Origin of the sequence: Flaviflexus huanghaiensis (assembly GCF_014118685.1) — a bacterium.
Classification (GTDB): domain Bacteria; phylum Actinomycetota; class Actinomycetes; order Actinomycetales; family Actinomycetaceae; genus Flaviflexus; species Flaviflexus huanghaiensis.
Genome location: NZ_JACFAK010000009.1, coordinates 66,432 through 87,524 on the forward strand (window position 1 = coordinate 66,432; position 21,093 = coordinate 87,524).

19 protein-coding genes are annotated in these 21,093 nt (G+C 62.6%); all 19 read right to left on the reverse strand.

The annotated features are described in order from the left end of the window. Nucleotides 1-2: 2 nt before the first annotated feature. The 19 genes from H7E91_RS08040 to H7E91_RS08130 all read right to left on the reverse strand — a co-directional run bounded on the left by H7E91_RS08040 (nt 3) and on the right by H7E91_RS08130 (nt 21,089). Complete coding sequence (locus H7E91_RS08040; protein ID WP_182354581.1) at nt 3-194, reverse strand: DUF6767 domain-containing protein; 192 nt, start codon at nt 192-194, stop codon at nt 3-5. Next, nucleotides 191-3,727, reverse strand: coding sequence for a DNA polymerase III subunit alpha (gene dnaE / locus H7E91_RS08045; protein WP_182354582.1), 3,537 nt, complete (start codon nt 3,725-3,727; stop codon nt 191-193). The genes H7E91_RS08040 and dnaE overlap by 4 nt, the downstream gene beginning before the upstream one ends. A gap of 147 nt (nt 3,728-3,874) precedes the next feature. Next, complete coding sequence (locus tag H7E91_RS08050) at nt 3,875-4,324, reverse strand: GNAT family N-acetyltransferase (protein WP_206680389.1); 450 nt, start codon at nt 4,322-4,324, stop codon at nt 3,875-3,877. Beyond that, nucleotides 4,321-5,250, reverse strand: a complete 930-nt coding sequence (locus tag H7E91_RS08055) for an RluA family pseudouridine synthase (protein WP_182354583.1) — start codon at nt 5,248-5,250, stop codon at nt 4,321-4,323. The genes H7E91_RS08050 and H7E91_RS08055 overlap by 4 nt, the downstream gene beginning before the upstream one ends. Next, nucleotides 5,243-5,734 (reverse strand): signal peptidase II, encoded by a 492-nt coding sequence (gene lspA, locus H7E91_RS08060; protein ID WP_182354584.1) that lies wholly within the window; start codon nt 5,732-5,734, stop codon nt 5,243-5,245. Before lspA ends, H7E91_RS08055 begins: the two co-directional genes overlap by 8 nt. 45 nt (nt 5,735-5,779) lie before the next feature. Further along, nucleotides 5,780-6,355 carry a DivIVA domain-containing protein gene (locus H7E91_RS08065; protein WP_182354585.1) on the reverse strand — a complete coding sequence of 192 codons (576 nt, stop codon included), beginning with the start codon at nt 6,353-6,355 and terminating at the stop codon, nt 5,780-5,782. Between the two features lie 109 nt (nt 6,356-6,464). Next, the gene (locus H7E91_RS08070) at nt 6,465-6,761 is read right to left on the reverse strand and encodes a YggT family protein (protein WP_182354586.1); all 297 of its coding nucleotides are present in this window, start codon (nt 6,759-6,761) and stop codon (nt 6,465-6,467) included. Beyond that, on the reverse strand, nt 6,761-7,171 hold the full coding sequence (locus H7E91_RS08075; RefSeq protein WP_182354587.1) for a cell division protein SepF: 411 nt from the start codon (nt 7,169-7,171) through the stop codon (nt 6,761-6,763). The genes H7E91_RS08070 and H7E91_RS08075 overlap by 1 nt, the downstream gene beginning before the upstream one ends. 40 nt (nt 7,172-7,211) lie before the next feature. Next, a complete protein-coding gene (locus tag H7E91_RS08080; protein WP_182354649.1) occupies nt 7,212-7,952 on the reverse strand; it encodes a laccase domain-containing protein in 741 nt (246 codons plus the stop codon). Continuing rightward, the gene (ftsZ, locus tag H7E91_RS08085; protein ID WP_182354588.1) at nt 7,949-9,118 is read right to left on the reverse strand and encodes a cell division protein FtsZ; all 1,170 of its coding nucleotides are present in this window, start codon (nt 9,116-9,118) and stop codon (nt 7,949-7,951) included. Before ftsZ ends, H7E91_RS08080 begins: the two co-directional genes overlap by 4 nt. 113 nt (nt 9,119-9,231) lie before the next feature. Continuing rightward, entirely contained in the window at nt 9,232-10,011 is a 780-nt protein-coding gene (locus H7E91_RS08090; RefSeq protein ID WP_182354589.1) for a cell division protein FtsQ/DivIB, read from the reverse strand. A gap of 218 nt (nt 10,012-10,229) precedes the next feature. Beyond that, the gene (gene murC / locus H7E91_RS08095) at nt 10,230-11,576 is read right to left on the reverse strand and encodes a UDP-N-acetylmuramate--L-alanine ligase (protein WP_182354590.1); all 1,347 of its coding nucleotides are present in this window, start codon (nt 11,574-11,576) and stop codon (nt 10,230-10,232) included. Further along, entirely contained in the window at nt 11,573-12,670 is a 1,098-nt protein-coding gene (locus tag H7E91_RS08100; RefSeq protein ID WP_182354591.1) for a UDP-N-acetylglucosamine--N-acetylmuramyl-(pentapeptide) pyrophosphoryl-undecaprenol N-acetylglucosamine transferase, read from the reverse strand. The genes murC and H7E91_RS08100 overlap by 4 nt, the downstream gene beginning before the upstream one ends. After that, on the reverse strand, nt 12,667-13,884 hold the full coding sequence (locus tag H7E91_RS08105; protein ID WP_182354592.1) for a peptidoglycan glycosyltransferase FtsW: 1,218 nt from the start codon (nt 13,882-13,884) through the stop codon (nt 12,667-12,669). Before H7E91_RS08105 ends, H7E91_RS08100 begins: the two co-directional genes overlap by 4 nt. A 3-nt stretch (nt 13,885-13,887) precedes the next feature. Next, complete coding sequence (murD, locus tag H7E91_RS08110) at nt 13,888-15,297, reverse strand: UDP-N-acetylmuramoyl-L-alanine--D-glutamate ligase (protein ID WP_338401772.1); 1,410 nt, start codon at nt 15,295-15,297, stop codon at nt 13,888-13,890. Next, a complete protein-coding gene (gene mraY, locus H7E91_RS08115; protein WP_182354594.1) occupies nt 15,294-16,379 on the reverse strand; it encodes a phospho-N-acetylmuramoyl-pentapeptide-transferase in 1,086 nt (361 codons plus the stop codon). The genes murD and mraY overlap by 4 nt, the downstream gene beginning before the upstream one ends. Further along, nucleotides 16,373-17,764 (reverse strand): UDP-N-acetylmuramoyl-tripeptide--D-alanyl-D-alanine ligase, encoded by a 1,392-nt coding sequence (locus H7E91_RS08120; protein ID WP_182354595.1) that lies wholly within the window; start codon nt 17,762-17,764, stop codon nt 16,373-16,375. The genes mraY and H7E91_RS08120 overlap by 7 nt, the downstream gene beginning before the upstream one ends. Next, nucleotides 17,761-19,197, reverse strand: a complete 1,437-nt coding sequence (locus tag H7E91_RS08125) for a UDP-N-acetylmuramoyl-L-alanyl-D-glutamate--2,6-diaminopimelate ligase (RefSeq protein ID WP_182354596.1) — start codon at nt 19,195-19,197, stop codon at nt 17,761-17,763. Before H7E91_RS08125 ends, H7E91_RS08120 begins: the two co-directional genes overlap by 4 nt. Next, nucleotides 19,194-21,089, reverse strand: a complete 1,896-nt coding sequence (locus tag H7E91_RS08130) for a penicillin-binding transpeptidase domain-containing protein (protein WP_182354597.1) — start codon at nt 21,087-21,089, stop codon at nt 19,194-19,196. Before H7E91_RS08130 ends, H7E91_RS08125 begins: the two co-directional genes overlap by 4 nt. Between the last annotated feature and the right edge of the window lie 4 nt (nt 21,090-21,093).

Consider the following 21,093-nt stretch of genomic DNA (forward strand, 5'->3'; position numbering starts at 1 on the left):
CTCTACGGTCCGCCCTGGGCCCGCTTCAGCCGCTCCCGGTATTGCCGCCGCTTGATCGCAAGCTCGGCCCGCAGGTCCTCATCCTCCATGACAAGCTTGACTGTCTGGCAGTCCTCGGGACCGGTGACGTACGCCTGGCACAGCGTGCAGGGCTCCCCCGGCCTGATCGGGCACTGAGGTGTTGGTCTGCTCATCCGAGAGCCTTTTGACCGAGGAGCACCGCCACATCGGCTGCAAGAGCCGGGCCGGCCTGGACGTGGTAGCGCCGGTCGACCGCGACGACGACAGTCGACGATGGTCGCTTGACGTGGAGCCGCACAGGCGTATTACCGGGGTAATCGATGAGGAGCGAGCGGAGCCTTGTCATGAGATCATCGCTACAGCGCTCCTCGGGCAAATGAATGTCGAACGGTCTATCCTCGGCCCCCGACCTGTCGACCGAGGACACGTCTTGAGCATTGAGCTGGACGTCACCGTCCCTGTTTGACACCCGCGACTTTATGGCAATAACAGCATCGACGACGAGCTGATCGGCGACGTTCTGATACGTGGCGGGGAAAACATTGATCGTGATCGAACCGGTGAGATCCTCGAGAGTAACCTGGGCCCACAGCTTCCCAGATTTTTTCGACACTCGGGTCTCAACCGACGTCACGAGGCCGGCGACAGTCACCTGCTCGCCGTCGGCACGCTCCTCGCCTTCGAAGATCGCGACGATCGATATGGAGGCCGCGCGCTCCACTGCCGATTCGAGCCCAGACAGCGGATGGTCTGACACGTAGAGGCCAAGCATGTCTCGCTCAAAGCCCAGCTTCGTCTTCTTGTCCCATTCCGGCAGGTCCGGGACGGTGAGATTGAACTGTTCGGCGCCCCCACCCAGGTCGGCGAACAGATCGAACTGGCCCGCCGCCTCATTCCGCTTGACTCCGACGACGACGTCAACGGCTTCCTCGGCGGCGAGTGCGAGCTGCCGGCGGTTGTGGCCGAGCGAATCGAACGCCCCAGCCTTGACGAGCGAGTCGATGGCGCGCTTGTTGCAGACGGGCAACGGTACTTTCTCAAGGAAGTCCTGGAAGGACGTGAAGGCTCCCTTCTCCCTACGTGCGGAGATGATCCCGTTGACGACGTGCATGCCGACGTTGCGGATGGCGGACAGGCCGACGTTAATTGCGTCGCCAACAGCCGTAAATTCGGCGGCCGAGACGTTGGCGTCTGGCTGTTTGACGACGATCCCCATGCGGCGACATTCAGCGAGATAGAGGGCGAGCTTCTTCTTGTCGTCCTTTTGAGAGGTGAGGAGGGCCGCCATGAACTCGGCTGGGAAGTGGGCTTTGAGGTACGCCGTCCAGTACGAGATGACTCCGTAGGCGGCGGAATGCGACTTGTTGAAGGCGTACTCGGAGAACGGAACGAGAATGTCCCACAGGATCTTGACGGTGTCTTTGGAGAATCCGTTCGCGACCATGCCGGCCTCGAAATCCGCAAACTGCGCGTTGAGAACTGCGAGCTGCTTCTTGCCCATCGCCTTGCGCAGAACATCGGCCTTGCCGAGCGAGAACCCGGCAACCTTCTGCGCGATCTGCATGACCTGCTCCTGATAGACGATCAGGCCATAGGTCGTACCGAGGATTTCCTCAAGAGGTTCCTCAAGCTCCGGATGAATCGGGGTGATCTTTTGCAGGCCGTTCTTGCGCAGCGCATAGTTTGTGTGCGAGCCAGCGCCCATCGGGCCGGGCCTGTACAGGGCAGAGACGGCCGAGATGTCCTCGAAGTTGTCCGGCTTCATTTGCTTGAGGAGGGTACGCATGCCGGCTCCATCGAGCTGGAACACGCCGAGAGTCTCCGCCCTCGCCATGAGCTCATAGGTTTCGCGGTCGTCGAACGGCACCTCTTCCATGACGGGAGCTTCTTTGCCGTTGCGGCGGATGTTCTCGAGGGTATCTTCGATGACGGTGAGGTTCCGAAGCCCGAGGAAGTCCATCTTGAGCAACCCGAGCTCTTCGCACTGGGGATACTCGAACTGGGTAATGACAGCGCCATCCTGCAGTCGCTGCATAATCGGAATGACGTCCTCGAGCTTCCTCGAGGACATGATGACGGCACAGGCGTGGACGCCCCATTGGCGCGTGAGACCTTCAAGCCCTGTCGCGAGGCCGAAGACTTCCTTGTTCTCATTCGTCGACTCGACGAAGTTACGAAACTCCGACGCTTCGGCAAATCGTTTGGCGCTCTTATCGAACACATCGGACAGTGCAATGTCCTTGCCCTGGACGGACGGCGGCATCGCCTTTGTCAGCTTCTCGCCGACTTCGAATGGGAAGCCAAGAACCCGAGATGCATCCTTGAGAGCCTGCTTGGACTTGATGGTTCCGTAGGTGACAACCTGGGAGACGTTGTCTTTGCCGTATTTTTCCTCGACGTATTCGATAACTTCGTTACGCCTGCGCTCATCGAAGTCGACATCGATATCGGGCATGGAGATGCGCTCGGGATTAAGGAACCGCTCGAAGAGGAGACCATGCGGAATCGGGTTGAGGTCCGTGATCTGCAGGGCGTACGCCACCATCGAGCCAGCGCCGGAACCGCGACCGGGACCGACTCTGATGCCTTGGGACTTCGCCCACTTGATGTAGTCGGAAACGACAAGGAAGTAGCTGGGGAACCCCATGCGGGTGATGACCTCAACTTCGAAGTCGGCCCGTGACCGGACGTCGTCCGGGATTCGCTCGCCGAATCTCTCGTGGAGGCCGTTCTCGACTTCCTTAACGAACCAGGAGGTCTCGTCCTCGCCAGCTGGGACCGGGAACTTCGGCATGAAGTTCGCCCCTTCGGCCGACGTCACGAACTCCATCTCACACCGTTCAGCGACCGCGATCGTGTTGGACAGCGCCCCGGGGATGTCACCGAACAGCCGTTCCATTTCAGCCGTTGTCCGCAGGTGGTAGCCGTGACCGTCGAACTTGAATCTATCCGGATCGGTCAGCCGCGAACCGGAGTTGATGCACAGCATCGCGTCCTGAATCTTCGCATCCTCTTCATGGACGTAGTGGGAGTCGTTCGTCGCGATAATCGGGGCCCCGATCTTCTTCGCGAGCTCGAGTAGCTCGTTGCGAACCCGCCGCTCGATCTGATTGTCGTGATCCATGATCTCGACGTAGTAATTTTCGCGTCCGAAGATCTCCTGCATTTCACCGGCGGCTCTCATTGCCTCCGCCGACTGACCGAGACGCAAGCGAACCTGCACCTCGCCCGACGGACAGCCCGCCGTGCCGATGAGGCCGTTCGAGTAAATTTCGAGGAGTTCGCGGTCGATCCGGGGCCACTTCCCCATCTGACCCTCGAGCGATGACCGTGAGCCCATTCGGAACAGGTTGTGCATGCCTTCGGTCGAGTGAGCGAGCAGAGTCATGTGCGTGTAGGCGCCGTTTGCTGACACGTCGTCCGCCCGCTGGGCCTCGGTGCCCCAGCGGACACGCTCCTTCGAGAACCGGGAGATGCCGGGAGTCATGTAGGCCTCAAGTCCGATAATCGGCTTGATCCCAGCCTTCTTCGCCGTCCGATAAAAGTCGTACGCCCCGAACAGATAGCCGTGATCTGTGATCGCAAGGGCCGGTTGGCCGTTCGCAACAGCCGCGTCGACGAGCTTTCCGATCTTCGCGGCACCGTCCAGCATCGAATACTCGGTGTGGACATGAAGATGCGCGAAATCCTTATCAGCAACGGCCATGCACCAAGTCTAGGACTCCTGACCTGGACATTCGACAAGGCCATCGTCACAGTGTCGGTCCGCCACCGAAGGGAAGAGAGGTGCCAGAGGGTGCACTACCCATCTCTGCCGGACGTGAAAAAAGTGGTAGTCACGGCCGCAGCGAGTTTAGCCGCCGATGGTCTTCCTCATGTCTTTGTGCCAAATCCCTGCATCAAGATACTCTCTGTGGCTGACGTAGTCGTACCCGAGGCTCTCATAGAAGCCCTGCGCACCGCGCTGAGCAGACAGCTCGATAGTCAGCCTGCCGTTGTCCGCATAGGCGTCGTATGCGGCTTTTTCCAGCTCGGCCATGAGCTCCCTGCCGAGGCCGGTCCCGCGTACGCGCGCGACGATGCAGATGCGGCCGAGGTGAACATAACCAGCGGTGTCGAGGAGGATTCGGCCGGTGCCAGCAGGCCCCTCATCATCTCGGGCGAGCAAATGAATCGTTGTCGGCGCCTGGTCAAGATCGTCGATTTCTTCCTCGATCGGCACGTTTTGCTCGTCGACGAACACCTCTTTGCGTACGGCCCAGGCGGCCTCCATGTCCTCCTCGGACTGGACGCGACTGATCACCACAGGTCTCCTTCTCTCATGCGGTCAAGGGCCCGCTGCAGGTCCTCAGGATAGTCGGATTCAAAGGTAACCGGTCTTCCCGTTCCGGGGTGGTTGAACGACAGTGTGCACGCGTGGAGCCACTGCCGATCCAGCCCGAGCTTCTCGGACAGCGTGGGATCAGAGCCGTAGAGCGGGTCACCGACCGCGGGATGATGGATGGCAGCCATGTGGACCCTGATTTGGTGGGTGCGGCCCGTCTCAAGGTCGATTTCAAGTAGCGCTGCCCCGCCGAGTGTTTCGATCGTCGTGTAGTGAGTAATCGCGGGCCTCCCACCTGCCACCACCCCCATCTTCCACGAGTGGCGGTGGTCACGGGCGATCGGTGCATCGATCGTTCCCACCTGAGGGAACGGATGCCCCTGGACGAGGCAGTGGTAGATCTTCTCGACCGTGCGCTCCTTGAAGGCACGCTTCAGTGCTGTGTATGCACGTTCGGACTTGGCAACGGCCATGAGGCCTGACGTGCCGACATCGAGCCGGTGGACGATGCCCTTCCGCTCGGCAGGGCCGTGTGAGGTGATCGTAACCCCGGCGGCGCGGAGCGCTCCGACAACATTTGGACCCTCCCATCCGACCGAGGGGTGTGCGGCAACACCAGCAGGTTTGTCGACAACAATAATGTCCGAATCTTCATGGACGATATCCATGTCGATCGGAGTCTCGACCGGCTCGGCGGCCTGCGGCGCGGGCAGGATGACGTCGAGCCGTTCGCCTGCCATGAGGCGTCTTGATCTGACAACGATGCTGCCCTCGACGGTCACTGCATCCGCGTCGACGAGCTCCCCGGCCTTCGACCGTGATAGACCGGTCAGTCGGGCGACACCAACGTCGACACGTTCACCAGCCAATCCGTCCGGCACGAAGTACGTGCGCTGCTCACTCATCCGCAGCCTCCTCCACAGGCGCACTCCCACGACACTCAATTCCCAACAATTCAATGATGACGAGTGCGATGACGCCGAGAACAAGAGCGATGTCAGCAACGTTGCCGACAAACCATCCGTTGTAGCTAATGAAGTCAACGACGTGGCCCTGGCCGACCGACGGTTCGCGGAACACGCGGTCGATGAGATTGCCAACGGCACCGCCAGCGATGATTCCGAGAGTGATCGCCCACGCCCGAGATTCGCACTTCCGCAAAACCCACATGATGGCGGTGACGACAACGACCGAGAAGATCGTGAAGATCCACGTGCTTCCCGTGCCGAGCGAGAAAGCGGCGCCCGGGTTGTAGACGAGGACGAACGTGAGGAAATCGCCGATGACGGAGATGCGCTCACCGTTTCCGAGGGCGTTCTCGGCCCACCACTTCGTCACCTGATCGACGAGGATGACGAGGAGGCCGAAGGACAGTGCGCGCTTATACATGGCATGACGATGGCGGCCCGAAGGCCGCCATCGAACTCCGAGTCTCTAGATGTTTCCGGCGCCGGCCTGGCCCGAATCGACGTTGGCCAGGAGGGACTCCAGGTAGGACTTCATACGAGAGCGGTAATCGCGCTCGAAGTCGCGCAGTTCGGAGATCTTCCGTTCGAGAAGGCCTCGCTCCTGCTCCAGCTTCGTCAGGGTGCGGTTGTGCTGCTCCTCCGCGTCGCGGATGATGCGGGTGGACTCAGCGTTCGCCTCAGCGAGGATGCGATCGCCCTCTTCCCTGCCCTCGGCGACGTACTTGTCATGGAGCTCCTGAGCGAGGGCAAGGACACCGGCCGCAGCGCTCGACAGGTCCCCGGACTCCTCGACCCCGTGGGGGGCTGCCGTTTGCGGGGCGGCCGCGGGAGTATCACCGGCGCCAGCCTCAAGCTCACCAACACGCGCCTGGGCCGTAGCGAGCTGCTCGCGCAACGAATCGCGCTCCTCGCTCAGCTGCTTAATGGTCTCCGCAACCTCATCGAGGAAATCATCGACCTCGTCCTGGTTGTAGCCCTCTTCGCGATAGCGAGTTTCGGCGAATGTCTTGTTTACGACATCCTCTTCAGTGAGCAGCGCCATATCTTCACCTCGTAATTTCAGTCAGTAAGTGCTGGATCGAACATAAGACTACACGAGTCAATCCTGAAACACGGTCAATGTCAGCGCAGAAAAGGCGTCAGGTCAACTCTTAGAGTCCGATGATGATCCTTTGGATGATCCATTGGGCGATCGAGACACCGAAGAAGAGGACAAGGAACCCCATATCAAGTGCCACTGGACCCATCCTCAGGGGCGGGATAAATCGCCTGAGGAACCGCAGGGGCGGGTCTGTCAGACGAAACACCATGTTCGCAAGGATGAGCAGGCCGCCCGTCGGACGCCAGTCTCGCGAGAAGACGGAGACGAGGTCGATGACGACTCGGCCAAAAAGGACAAACGTGTAGAGCGATAGCGCCCAGAACAGGATTGTGAGAAGGAGGATCATTAACGACCGAGTCGGTTGGTCCCGTCAGCGCGATGCTCTTCCATCCGCACCGAGTACGGAGTCATGAGCAACACATCGTCCGAGATCTGGTTGAGGTTGCCGCCCCGGCCGTAGCAAACTCCGAGGGCGAAGTCCGCGATCCGCTGCCGTGCTGCATCGTCAGCCTGGGAGAGGTTGAGGATGACCGGAAGGTCCTTGCGGAATTCATCGGCGAACGTCTGAATGTCGGCGAATGTGCGAGGCCAACAGGTGGCGATCCGGGAGACCTCCTCGGCCGGCGTCACGGCCCTGATGCTACTCACAGGGGCCTCCTCGTCGTAGTTCTCGTACTCGTAGCCCTCGTCATCGAGGTACTCTTCGCTCTCGTCAGCGAGCGAGGCCTTCTCCATGAAGCGCTCAAACATTCCCATGGCGCGCTCCCCCTTCTCTCAGTGGCATGCCATCTTCAAGTTAGAGCAGGGGGTCTCCCCCTGCGGGCAAGCGAGACGGAGTGTCGCGATCCAACACGAGGAATCCGGCGAATCGTCCAGTCCCACCGGGTTCTCTGCGATGGGAGAAGAAGCGCTCGTCCTCCATCGTACAGATGTCGAGTGTGTCGACCCGGACCCCGCGGTTCGTGAGAATCCGGGCCACAGTTCCGGGAATGTCAATTCCTGGCGTGCCCCAGCGGGTTGTGCATGAGCTTCCCGGCAGTAGCTGTTCGGCCTCGACGGCGAGATCCTCTCCGACCTCGTAGCACGCCCCGCAAATAGCAGGACCGATGACCGCGGAGATGTCCGTTATCCCTGCTACCTGGAAGATGTCGATGGCGGCATCGACGATACCGCCAAGCAAACCCGCCCTGCCGACGTGGACGACGGCGCCGAGCCGATCATCATCCGTTTCTCCGCTGATGAGGAGGGGAACACAGTCGGCGACCATGACTGCCGCACCCTGACCCGGGCGGAGCGTGAGTCCATCAGCGGTTGGCACAGCATCTGTCTGCGCCGGAACGATCGTCGTTCCGTGAACCTGGTTCATCCACGCGAGCGACCCTGTCTCGATTTCGAGTCGCTCGCGCCAGCGGCGCACGTTCGCCGGACGGTCGCCGACATGATTCGCAACATTGCCGGCATATAAACCGCCAGGCTCCCGAGCCGTAAAACCGGCTATTGAGCCCGGCAGTTCAACTCTGATGATGCGGATGTTCAGTCCTCGTTGAAGAGGAAGGACGGGATGTCGAGATCGGCACGGATCCGCTCATCGCCCGACACCCTCTGAGCTGCGGGCACAACAGGCGCCGCGGGCGAGACGAGGTGGCCAGGATCTTCGACCTCGTGAGCAACTGCCTGGACCGGCTTCTCCGCGGGCTCGGCGGGGGCGCTGGGCGGAACCTGCTGGGCGACGGGCATGCGGCCGGTGGCGATGTGATCGTCGGCCTCGTCAAAGCCCGCAGCGATGACGGTGACGTTGACGACGTCGCCGAGTGAATCTTCGATGATGTGGCCAACGATGATGTTCGCGTTCGGGTCAACCGACTCCTTGACGAGCTGCGAGGCGCGGGCGAGCTCCTGCATCGAGAAGTCCGCACCCGCCTGGAAGGAGAGGAGGACGCCGTGAGCGCCGTCGATACGGGCCTCGAGAAGCGGGGAGGAAATTGCGTTCTCTGTCGCCCTCATGGCACGATCCTCGCCCGAGGCGGAGCCAATGCCCATGATCGCAGTTCCTGCGTCCTTCATGACCGCCTTGACGTCGGCGAAGTCGAGGTTGACGAGGCCCGGGATCGTGATGAGGTCGGAGATGCCCTTGACGCCGGAGCGGAGGACCTCGTCAGCCATGTGGAACGCCTCGAGAACCGACAGCTCCTTCTCCGCAATTTCGAGGAGCCGGTCGTTGGGAATGACGATGAGGGTGTCGACGGCCTGGCGAAGCTCCTTGATCCCTGCGGTGGCGTTGTTAGCGCGCTGGCGGCCTTCGAAGTCAAAGGGCCGCGTAACAACCCCCACGGTCAAGGCACCAAGGTCGCGTGCGGCATTGGCGACGATCGGAGCGGCGCCGGTCCCGGTGCCGCCGCCCTCGCCCGCGGTCACGAACACCATGTCGGCACCCTCGAGAGCTGCCCGGATGATTTCGACGTTCTCCTCGGCTGCCTTGCGGCCGATTGCCGGGTCGGCACCCGCGCCGAGGCCGTTGGAGACCGAACGGCCGATGTCGAGCTTCGTCTCCGCCTCAGATTTGACGAGGGACTGGCCGTCTGTGTTGACAGCAATGAACTCGACTCCGGAGAGACCGTCCTGAATCATGCGGTCGACGGCATTGACGCCGCCGCCGCCGACGCCGATGACTTTGATGTTGGCTGCATTGTTGATTGTCGACATGTTTCCTCCGGGACCTCAAGTGCGGGTTGAGGTTTCTTGGCTCCAACCTCGCGCATAAGTTACGGACCGGATCGACCGCGTTCAATGATCGACGCGCCGGATGTCGAAACTCGTCAATAAGTCACCGGGGCGTTCGGCATCGTCACGTCATAGGTGCCAGCCTCCTGGGTGAGGAGCACGGCGATAACACGCGCCTTCTTCTCGTTCTCTTCCGACCGGCCCCACTTGATCGTGCCGGATTCGAGCGCAAACTCAATGAGCCCGCTTTCGCTGACCGACGCGCTCGTCACGGCCGAATGGACGTGATCTGGCAGAGCGGCAAGCGCGTCAAGCAAGCCCTGGAGATGCTCTGCCGCCCAACCCGAGTCCAAGTCCATCGTCACCTTCGGCAGTGCGGCCTGAAGCTCCGGCCCCACGTCGAGGCGCATCGCCTCGACATCGATCCCCACGCAACTTTCGGCTGCGCCGACGCACGCGACAGGAACCCGCGCCGTGATCTCCACATCCATCCCGCGCGGAAATACTCCATCAACCCGCGCGTTCGCAACAGCCGGTATCGCGAGCAGACGTTCCTCGATGTCACGCTCAGCAAGGCGAAGCACAGGGGTTCCCTCAACCCCGGAGAGGATGTCGGAGATCTCCGCCTCGTTGAGAACCCCTGCTGGATCGTCTGTCACGACGTTCGTCTCCCGTACAGCGAAGACAGACGAGAAAAAAAGCACCCAGACGGCGCCTCCGGCGAGTGCCAGCACTCCAGCTGTCACCGCGAGCCGAATGAGGAGCGCCCTGCGGCGGGCTCTCCTGCGCAGTTCAATCTTTTCGCTCAGCGGATAGGGGTCCGAGGATCGCTTTCGGTGGGCCGGGACGGGCGGCTTTTCCGGGGCACTTTTCATGCGCTCCCGCCGGAGTTTTGCGACACGTGCACGCACGCTTGTTCCCAGCTCCGCCGATGCTGGTGGCGCGCTTTCAGGGGGCTGATTTCGCACCGGTCGAGACGCGAGAGAACCCTCGTGGGCAGGCACATCCCTTGAGGCGCTCTGGCGAACCGGCTCGCCCGTCGGCTGCCGCTCCGGGGACCGAGGCGCCGACCGGCGGGGTTGCTTCGGTGGTCTCACAGCGCCGCCAGAATCTCCGACGTTAGAGCGGTCACGCTCCCCGCTCCCATCGTCATGATGAGGTCGCCTGGCTCGGCGCGGCTCGATATGGCAGCGGCCGCCTCATGCATGTCCTCAATAAAGTCACCACGGACCATTCTGTCGGCGATGATGTGCCCATCGACCCCCTCGACGGGCTCCTCACGTGCGCCGTACACGCCCGTGACAATGACATCATCCGCGAGGTCGAGCGCACGTGCGAACTCGGCTGCGAAGTTCTGTGTTCGGGAGTAAAGGTGAGGTTGGAAAATAACTCGAATGCTGCCGTCGGTCTGTGTTCGGGCGGCGGTGAGCGTCGCGGCGACCTCGGTCGGGTGGTGCGCATAATCATCGACGACAACAATGTCGCGCACAGTACCTTTGCGCTCGAAACGCCGTCCCGTGCCTTCGAATGTGCTGATGGCCTCGGCCATCGCCTTCGGCTCGACGCCAAGCTCAAGGCCGACCGCCCAGACAGCTACCGCATTGCGGAGCATGTGATCGCCAGCGACCGCCAGCGAGAGTTCTGCCGACTTAGGCGAGCCCAGCTCCGACGTCAACGTCACGTGGCCGGTTGTCGGCCCGGTGATGTCAAGGTGGACGTGGGCGTCAACACCGGCAGGTCCGCTTGTTCCGTACGACCAGCGCCTTCCGCCTGTCGCAGCCAGAAGACGCCTCGCGCCATCGTCGTCCGCACAGGCGATGAGAAGCCCGCCCGGAACCCTGCGGTCAGCGAACTCAGCGAAGGCCTGCTCGAAGCTCTCCGCATCCCCGTAATGGTCGAGATGGTCGGGCTCGATGTTCGTCACGATCTCAACCGATGGCGAATAGTTGAGGAATGAGCCGTCGGACTCATCGGCCTCCGCAACGAACGCTCGTCCCTGTCCCAGCTTCGCACCCGATGCACCCCCGAGGAGGGTGGAGCCGATGGCATATGACGGATCGAGACCGGCCGCGGTGAGAGCGACAGCCAGCATGCCTGATGTCGTTGTCTTCCCGTGAGCGCCAGCAACGGCAATAAAGTCGTATCCCTCCGCGGCGAGCGCAAGTGCCTGCGACCGGTGAATAATGCGCTGGCCGCGAGAACGGGCCACCGCGAGCTCAGGATTGGACTCCTTGATCGCGGACGAGACGACAAGAACTGCGTCCTCGTGGACGTGACCAGCCTCGTGACCGATGTGGATTGTCATGCCAAGGCTCTCGAGCCGGGCCGTGTTCGCTGAGGCTGACCTGTCGGAACCCTCGACGGTCTGGCCGCGGGCGGCGAGAAGCTCAGCCACCGCCGCCATACCGACCCCGCCAATACCGATGAAATGGAATCTCATACGACTGCCTCCACAAGATCTGCAACGGCCACTGCTCCGTCGGACACGCCAGCGTCCGCAAGATGGGCCGAACTCCGTGCGAGCTTTTCGCTGTTCAGGAGGGGAATGATGCGGGAGCGGACGGCATCCGCTGTGAAATCAGCATCGGCTATGTGGACGAAGCCGCCCGATTCGATGTAAGCCTGAGCGTTGAGGTACTGCTCCCCGTTCCCGATGGGGAGTGGTACGACGACGGCGGGAAGTGCGAGCGCCGCCAGTTCAGCCACCATCCCCGCACCGGCCCGGGTAACGACAAGGTCCGCCATCGCATAAACCTCCTCCATATCCGTCACGTACTCGACTGTCCGATAGCGGTCGCTCAACGCGCCCGGCGCGATATCGGACTCTTTGCCTTTTCCGGTCACGTGCAACACCTGTGCGTGTCTCACGACATCGGCGCCTGCGGCGGAGAAGCCCGTGTTGAGTCGGCGGGCGCCGGAGGAGCCACCGGTCACCACAATGATGCGATCATCGGGATCGAGCCCAAAACGTGCCGCTGCCGAACGTCTGCGTGCGCGAGCCTCCTCGGGATCGCGGCGATCTGCAGCCAGTGCGCTGATGGCGGGACGTAGCGGAAGGCCCGTGACGTGAGTGACCCCTTTTCTTGCCTCGAGCTTGGTCGTCTCGAACGTGAGAGATACGGCCTTCGCCCAGCGTGCGCCAAGCCTGTTCGCGATTCCGGCGCGAACGTTCTGTTCCTGGACGACAATCGGGATGTTCTCCTTGCGCGCCGCCAGGTAGACAGGCGCCGAGACGTAGCCACCGAAGCCAAGCACGACGCTGATATCACGGTCGCGGAGGATGGCTCGAAGGTCGCGGACTGCCCGGGTGAGCCGGCCCGGTAGCCGGACGAGGTCAAGAGAGGGCCTGCGGGGCAGCGGAATCCGTTCGATCGTCACGAGCTCGAGGCCCGCGGCGGGGACAAGATCAGCTTCAAGACCGGTGGCTGTTCCAACGGCGATGACCTCGTGGCCCCGACACATGAGCTGCTCGGCGGTGGCGAGCATAGGGTTGACATGACCGGCGGTGCCGCCAGCTGCGGCCAAGATTCTCATCGGGGGCTCCTTACGGCGGCGGTGGACCGGTACGACATCCGGGGCAGACGAAGCGATTTTGCGACACCGGGGTGGCTGAGCGCAGCTGAGACGACGGTCGCCACGGCAAGAAGACAGGCGACGAGAGCGGATCCGCCCTGGGAAATGAAGGGCAAAGGCACACCGAACACCGGAAGCACGCCGGTCACAACCATCATATTGAGCAGGGCCTGCCCGACGAGCCACATCGCGATCATCGCGACGAAACAGCGAACCCACATCTCACTGTGATGCGTGATGATGCGGAGCATGCCGAAGCCGAGGACGACGTAGAGGAGGATGACAGCGAGCCCACCGAAGAAGCCAAGCTCCTCACCGATGACTGCGAAGATGAAGTCATTGTGCGCCTCGGGAAGATAATTCCATTTCTCGCGGGAGGCTCCCAGTCCGACGCCGCCGATGCCGCCCGTCCCGAAAGCCCACATGGCGTAGTCAGACTGCGTCGGCGCGTGGATATCCGGCATCGTGAAGAGGTTTTGCGCGTAATCGACGATGCGGTTGAGCCGCGAACTCTGGATCGCGACAAGAAGGACCGCGGCAAGGCCGACGAACAGGCCAGCGCCCGCGAACCAGCGTGCTGGAACGCCGGCGAGGAAGAACCCGGCTGCGAACATGAGGACGTAGATGATGGCGGTACCCATGTCCTGACCGGCGAGAACGGCGATGAGGGCCGCGATTGCTCCGGCACCGGCGGGATTGAGAACCCGCCTCATGTCCGTCATCTCCTCGCGTTTCATCCGCCCGAGCATGACGGCAAGCCATAGCGCCGACGCAAGCTTGAGGAACTCGGACGGCTGGATATTGACGCCGCCGAGCGAGATCCAGTTTGTGTTGCCGCCGACCGTGTCCCCGAGGGGAGTGAGCACGAGGAGCTGGAGGACGATCCCGAGCGCGAAGATCGGCCATGCCGCCTTCCGGTAGAGAGCGACGGGGACGAGGGAGAAAATCACCATGAGGACCACACCAGCCACGGCGAACTGGAGCTGGCGCTGTGCCATCGCGAAACGAACGCTCGGATCGTCAAGGCTGATCGCGACCGAAATCGACGAGACAGAGGTCGCGGAGAACACCATGACAACCCCGAGGACCGTGAGGATGAGGGTTGAGGTGAGGATGAGGATGATGGCTTCGCGGATGACGTCTCTTGACCGCTCAGGTGTGAGGGGGACGCTCATCTTTTACTCCAAGACTGCACGGGTGAACTGGGTGCCGCGATCGGCGTAGGACACGAACTGGTCCCAGGACGCACAGGCCGGTGCGAGCATGACGACGGCCGAGGGGCCGGCGTGGGCCCGCGCCGCTGACACGGCCTCTGCCATGACTGTAGCCGAGCCCGGGGGTATGGCGGTGACGGGCACGCCCGGGGCCTGCGACTTCAGTGCCTGCAACAGAGGCGCCTGATCGACGCCGATGACAACTGCGGCGCGCAACTTCGGGGCAATGTCGGCGACGAGGGAGGCGAACTCGGCGCCTTTGCTCACCCCGCCCGCAATCCAGACGACCGATCCGTCCTCTTGGGCTCGGATCGAGGCGCGGGCCGCGTGGGCGTTCGTTGCTTTCGAGTCATCAATCCACGTGATGCCGTCGGTAACGGCGACAGTCTCGATTCGGTGCTCACCCATGCTGAATCGCCGTAACGCCGACCTAACGGCACTCGGCTCGATCCCGGCAGCGCGGACAAGGCCCGCAGCCATCATCGCGTCACTCAGAAGGTGAAGGGGCACCTCGCCGTGAGCAAGGTGGGCGAGATCGTCGAGCTGGAAAAGTTCGTGTGCCGAGTGAAATCGGCTCGGGCCGTAGGCGCGCTCGGCGACGATGTCCTCGACGAGACCGATCTGGCCGGGGCCTGGGACCCCGCGAGTCAGACCGATGGCGCGGGCACCCTCGATAACGTTCGCCTCCTCGACCATCGCAGAGACGATCGGATCATCAACCGGATAGAGGCATGCGACCTGCGCGTTTTCGTACACCCGTGCCTTCGCGTCACGGTAGGCCTCGCGGGAGCCGTGCCAGTCGAGATGATCGTCGGCAATGTTGAGGCATCCCGCCGCGAGTGGAGACATGCTCGACGTCGAGTGAAGCTGGAACGAGGAGAGCTCGACGACGAGTAGATCGGGTCCATCGTCTTTCGTCACTGCGGTGACAATGGGGTCGCCGACGTTGCCGACCGCGGCGACGTTCATCCCAGCTTCCGCCGCCATGGCCGCCGCCATCTGCACCGTCGTCGTTTTGCCATTCGTGCCCGTCACGGCAAGCCATGGCGCGGACTGTCCCTGCTCGTCGCGGGTGCGCAAGCGCCAGGCGAGCTCAACTTCTGACCAGATCGGGATGCGAGCCTGACGCAGGGCCGCATGCACGTCGCCAACAGCGGGGAGTCCCGGGGAGACCACGACAATATCCGGCTTCCAGTCGAGGAGCGCCGCTGGAGTGAGGAGGCGAGCGCCCACGTCATCACCCCGCCCATCCCACTGCGACACGAGTGCGCCCGTGTCCGCGAGCGCGGCCGTGCTCGCGGTGCCAGATACTCCCATGCCGGCGACGGCGACGCGCGCCCCGTCAAGGTCGGTCAGACTCGACTTACGTCTCACTGGATTGCTAGCCATTCGGTGTAGAACAGTCCGCCACCGAGTGCCGCCAAGAGGGCCGCGATGATCCAGAACCGGATGACGATTGTCACCTCACCCCAGCCTTTCAGCTCGAAGTGATGATGGAGTGGCGCCATTCGGAACACACGCTTCTTCGTCAGTTTGAAAACTCCGATCTGGATGACGTCAGACATGACGATGATGACGAAGAGACCGCCGATGAGGACGGCGAGGAACTCTGTGCGCGACAGAATCGACATTCCTGCGAAGGCCGCGCCGAGAGCGAGCGAGCCGGTGTCGCCCATGAAGATTTGTGCCGGTGACGCGTTCCACCACAAAAAGCCGAAACAGGCGCCGACAATCGCGGCACCGATCATCGCCAGGTCGCGCGGATCGCGTACTTCGTAACAGCCGGTCGACGGATCGAGCACCGACAGGCAGGACTGATTCGACTGCCAGACCGTGAGGATCGTGTATGCGCCGAACGCGATCATCGAAGCGCCGGTGGCCAAACCGTCGAGCCCATCGGTGAGGTTGACTGCATTCGACCAGGCCGTGATGAGGAAGTTCGCCCACAGGACAAAGAGGATGACACCGATCCCCACTCCCCAGAAGGCAAGCGTGATGTCTGTGTCGCGCACGAAGGAGATGCGAAGGGAAGCTGGAGTGCGGAAGTCAGCGTTGCGGAACTGCAGGGCAAGGACGGCGAAGAGGACGCCGATGAGCGCCTGCCCAATCATCTTCCCAAGAGGTCTGAGACCGAGGGAACGCTGGTTCGTGATTTTGATGTAATCGTCGGCAAATCCGATCATTCCCATGCCGACCATGAGGAACATGAGGAGCCAACCGGACGCACCGGGCAGCCTGCCCGCTGTCATGTTGGCAACCGCGTAGCCAATGACGGTGGCGAGGATGATGACGACCCCACCCATCGTCGGAGTTCCGCGCTTTGTCTGATGAGATGTCGGACCATCCTGGCGGATGAACTGGCCGTACTGCTTCTTCACCAAGAGCTTGATGAAGAGTGGGGTGCCGAAGAGGGAGATCACCATCGCCACTCCCATGGACACCATGATGCTCAGCACAGTTGCTCCTTCAGCCGGTCGGCGAGCTGCCAGATCTTCGATCCGTGCGAACCCTTGAACAGGATAGTGCCAGAAGACGCCCGTTCAAGCAGGATGGGCCAGGCCTCACTCACGCTGGCCGCCTCACGGGTGTCGACACCGGAGCTCCGCGCACCGGCCGCAATGCCGGGAGCGTCGACCGCGATGACAGCGTCGATGCCGAGCTCTGCGAGCTCGCGTCCGATTGCTTCATGCTCACGATCGGACTCCTCTCCGAGCTCGAGCATGGCGCCCAACACAGCGAGCGACTGTCCTTCCCCCGACAGCTGTGCGAGCGCCCGTAGGCCCGCACGCATGGAATCAGGGTTGGCGTTGTAGGAATCGTCGATGACGGTTAATTCACCGGCATGCCACACGTCCATCCTGTGCGGGGATGCTGCGCCTAGCCCACTGAGGCTGGTCGCAATGGCGTCCAGGGACAGCCCCGCGACACGGGCGACCGCAGCCGCGGCGAGAGCGTTAGACACATGATGGGCACCAACAAGGCCGAGCTCTACCCGTACAGCTGATCCGCCGTCGTTGAGGGTGAAGGACGGTCTGCCGTCCGCTCCGAGAACGATGTCGGATGCGTAGACGTCACCGTTCCCGCTGGCCGCGAACGTGACAACCGCTGGAGCTTTGGCCGCCATCGCCACGACGCGGTGGTCATCAGCGTTGAGAACGGCCGTCCCGTGCGGCAGAATCCCGGAAACGAGCTCGGACTTCGCCTTCGCGACGTTCTCGATGCCGCCAAACTCGCCGATGTGGGCGCGGGCGACAGCGAGGACAGCACCGATGTCGAGCGGGGCGATCGACGTCAAGTGTTCGAGGTTGCCGATACGGTCCGCCCCCATCTCCAGAACGAGCGTTGCCGTCGTCTCATCTGCACGCAACACCGTCAGAGGCAGGCCAAGCTCGTTGTTGAAGGATCCGGGCGGGGCGATGATCGGGCCTCGCTCGGCGAGGATCGCCGCGAGAAGATCCTTTGTTGTCGTCTTGCCAACGGAGCCGGTCACACCCACAACGAGTGGATCTGCAACCTGGCGAATGCGGGCAAGATTGTCCTTCGCCAGCGCTCCCAGCCCATCCTGCGTCGAGGGGACCCACACGAGGCGAGCCGGATCCGCACCTGTTGCACGCGCACGGTCCTCGTCCTCGATGAGAACTGCAGCTGCGCCCGCATCAAGCGCGGCTTTCGCGTAGTCGTGGCCATCGACTCGTTCGCCGCGGATTGCGACGAAGAGCTCGCCCCCCGTGATCGACCTCGAGTCAATCGTCGCGGCGCTGATGAGATCATCACCGCAACCCTCTGCGAGTAGCCTGCCGCCGACGGCGGCGGCAGCTCTGTTGAGAGAAAGTGGAATCATGCCCTGTCCCTTCGCGCGAGGGCCTCCCTCGCAACCACGCGGTCGTCAAGCTCAATGAGGTCGCTTCCGACTTCCTGAATAGTCTCATGCCCCCGTCCAGCGAGGAGAACCGTGTCATCATGACGAGCCGTCAGGATAGCGTGGCGGATTGCCTCGGCGCGGTCCCCGATCTCCCTAATCTCAACACGACCCTCGGCTCCCGCGCGGACCTCCGCCCGGATTTTCGCCGGATCTTCACTGTGTGGATCATCATCGGTGAGGTAGAAGACATCAGAGCCATCGGCGACAACCCTGCCCATAATCGGACGCTTGAGTGCGTCACGATCCCCCGCAGAACCCGTGAGCGTGATGAGCCGGCCACTCGTGTCATTGCGCAGCGAGGAAATGACCTTCTCTAATGCGTCGGCGTTGTGGGCGAAGTCGACGATAACGCGGGGATGTTCGCTCAGGACCTCCATCCGCCCCGGAACCATCGGGGTGATGTCGGCGATCGCCTCAGCCGCCCCGGGGATCCCGGACTCCAGTACCATGGCGGCCGCGAGCGCAGCGTTGGCGATGTTGAATTCGCCGGGTAGGCCGATGTGACAGGAATACTTCGCGTCGCCGGTGAGCGTGAAGTTCCTGCTCCCCTGGACAAGCCATCCGCGTCCGTCGCGATCCGTCCGGCCGACCCAGGCGACGGGCCTGCCCTTGCTGGCCAGTCTCGCCCACAGGCGAAACCCATACTCGTCATCGGTCCAGATAACGGCCCGTTCGCACTTGTCCTCTGCGAACAGGAGTGCCTTCGCCTCGAAATACTCGTCCAGCGTCCCGTGGTAATCGAGATGGTCCTGCGTCAAGTTTGTGAAACCAGCCACGGTGTATCGGATTGGGTCGGTTCTTCGTTGAGCGAGGGCGTGGGAGGAGACCTCCATGACGAGATCCGTACCTCCCGCCTCGACCAAGGTGGCAAGGAAACGCTGAAGGTCGGCCGGTTGCGGTGTCGTCAATCGAGCCGGGACGTCCTCGCCAGCTATTTGGAGCGCGACCGTGCCGACGAGGCCGGTGATCGAACCGAGTCGGGCGAGAATGTGCTCGACCATGTAGGCCGTCGTTGTCTTGCCGTTCGTTCCCGTCACCGCGAAGCTACGGAGCCGCTTCGCGGGTTCGCCGTAGGCGAGAGCCGCAACGCGGCCAAGAACACCCTGAACGTCCGGGGCGATGACGAAAGGAGTGCCGGCCGGCACGTGCTCCGCACCCGCATCGTCCGTCAGGACCGCGGCCGCGCCACGGCCCACCGCATCTGACGCAAAGCGCGCGCCGTGGACGTGATCACCGGGAACTCCCGCAAACAGGTCGCCGGGGGTGACCGCGCGGTTGTCTGCGGCAACTCCGGTGATGTCAGCGTCGCCCATGACCGTCAGGCCAAGGGCGGCGAGGGAGCGCAACTTCATCGATCTACCAATTCTCTATAGGAGCCGTTGTCAGACAGGAGCCCGTTGGCAGACGAATGCTGGAGCTCTGCTTCCGACCACGGGTATTGGACGAGAGGCACCGGCGACGGTGAGATTCCGAGATGCCTGACAGCAAAGGCGCCGAACTCGCCGAAGACGGGGGCAGCGGTCTCGGAGCCGTAGCCCGGGCCCTTCCCGTTATAGACGACGACGGCGATGGCGATCTGGGGATCGTCTGCCGGGACGACGCCCGCGAAGGTACCAACGCGGTGGGTGAGTCCCCCGCTCCCGTCCGGCATCTGAGCGGTGCCGGTCTTGCCCGCAACATTGTACCCGTCAATACGCGCATAGTAGCCTGTGGAGCCGTTCTCGGTCACCGCCTGCATGATCCCGAGCATCTGGTCCGCCGTGTCCTCCGTGACGACGCGAGCAGGCTCATCGATGATCGTCGGTTCGACAGACCCATCGGGGAGGGTGACCGAGTCGACGATGTGAAGATCGGTGCGCACTCCCCCGTTCGCAATCGTCGCCACCATCTGGCCGAGCTGAGCGGTTGTCAGGGCATAGGCCTGCCCGAACATCGTCGTATACCGCTCGCGAGGGCCCCACGTCGAATAGTCGGCGAAGATTCCCGGGGATTCGGCGGGGAGCTCGATGCCGGTACGTTGGCCGAGTCCGAAAGCCTGCATGTAGTCAAACCGAACATCGTCAGGGACCGTATCGCCGATCTGGATGAGACCGGTGTTGTACGACTTGGCGAGGATACCGGCCACCGTGAGGTTCTCGGCGGGGTGGGGTTCGTTGTCGCGGATCGTTTCTCCATTTGGCATCGTCAGCACCGACGCCGTCGGGAAGACTGACGTTGCACTCACCTGTCCCTGATCGAACGCGGCCGCGAACGTCATGAGCTTGCCGGACGAACCTGGCTCAACGGGTGACTGGATTGCCCGTGAGCCGATCGACCCGCCCGCCTGTGGATTCTCCGGATCGAAGGTGTGCGTATCAGACAGCGCAAGTACACGTCCGGTGCCAACTTCGATAGCAATAGCGGACCCCCACTCCGCACCCTGTTCCGAAACTGAACGTTCCAATGCCTCATCAAGAGCGAATTGGAGGTCGACATCGACAGTCAGCGTCACGCTACTTCCGTGCTCGGCAGGCTCCTCGATCGTCCGTCCCGTCGGGATAACGGCGCCGGAACGGGAAATCTCAACCGTCATCGAGCCGTCAACACCTGTCAGGGTCTCGTCCATGCTGCGTTCGATGCCGGCCTGGCCGCGGCGCCCTCCCTCGTCGTCCTCACCGACGAAGCCAAGGATTGACGCCCCAACCCTTCCGTTGGGGTACTCCCGTCGCATGAGCTGCTCCGGCTCAATTCCGGGAATGCCGTACGAGTTGATCTGCCGCCACACCTCTGGCGACACATCTTTGGCCAGATAGACCCAGCTTTGTTTTGTTTCCCCGCCGTGGAGGATGCCAGCGAGGCGCGCCTCGTCCATGTCGAGGATCGATGCGAGAACACTTGCAGCCGCAGGCGCCCCGCGCCCAATGATCGCGCCATCTTCGTCGCGGCGTACGTACGACTCGACGAGATGCTGATTGACGGCGACGTTGTAGCGCTCCCTGGAGACTGCGAGCACGTGTCCGTTCGCGTCGAGGATCTCACCGCGCTCCGCCGGGATCGCGTAGGTACGTGACCGGAACTGGATCGCCGTCTCGGCAAGAGTGTCCGCCCGGACGACCTGAAGGTCGATGAGCCGCAGCCCGAGAAGAACAAGGCCGACCAAGAAAAACGCGACGATGACACGCAGCCGAGAGATAAGGCTTCCGCTGGGACGCTTCCTATCTCGCCTGAGGAAGGACGGGAGTTTCAGCCGGGACGTGGTACTCACGTCT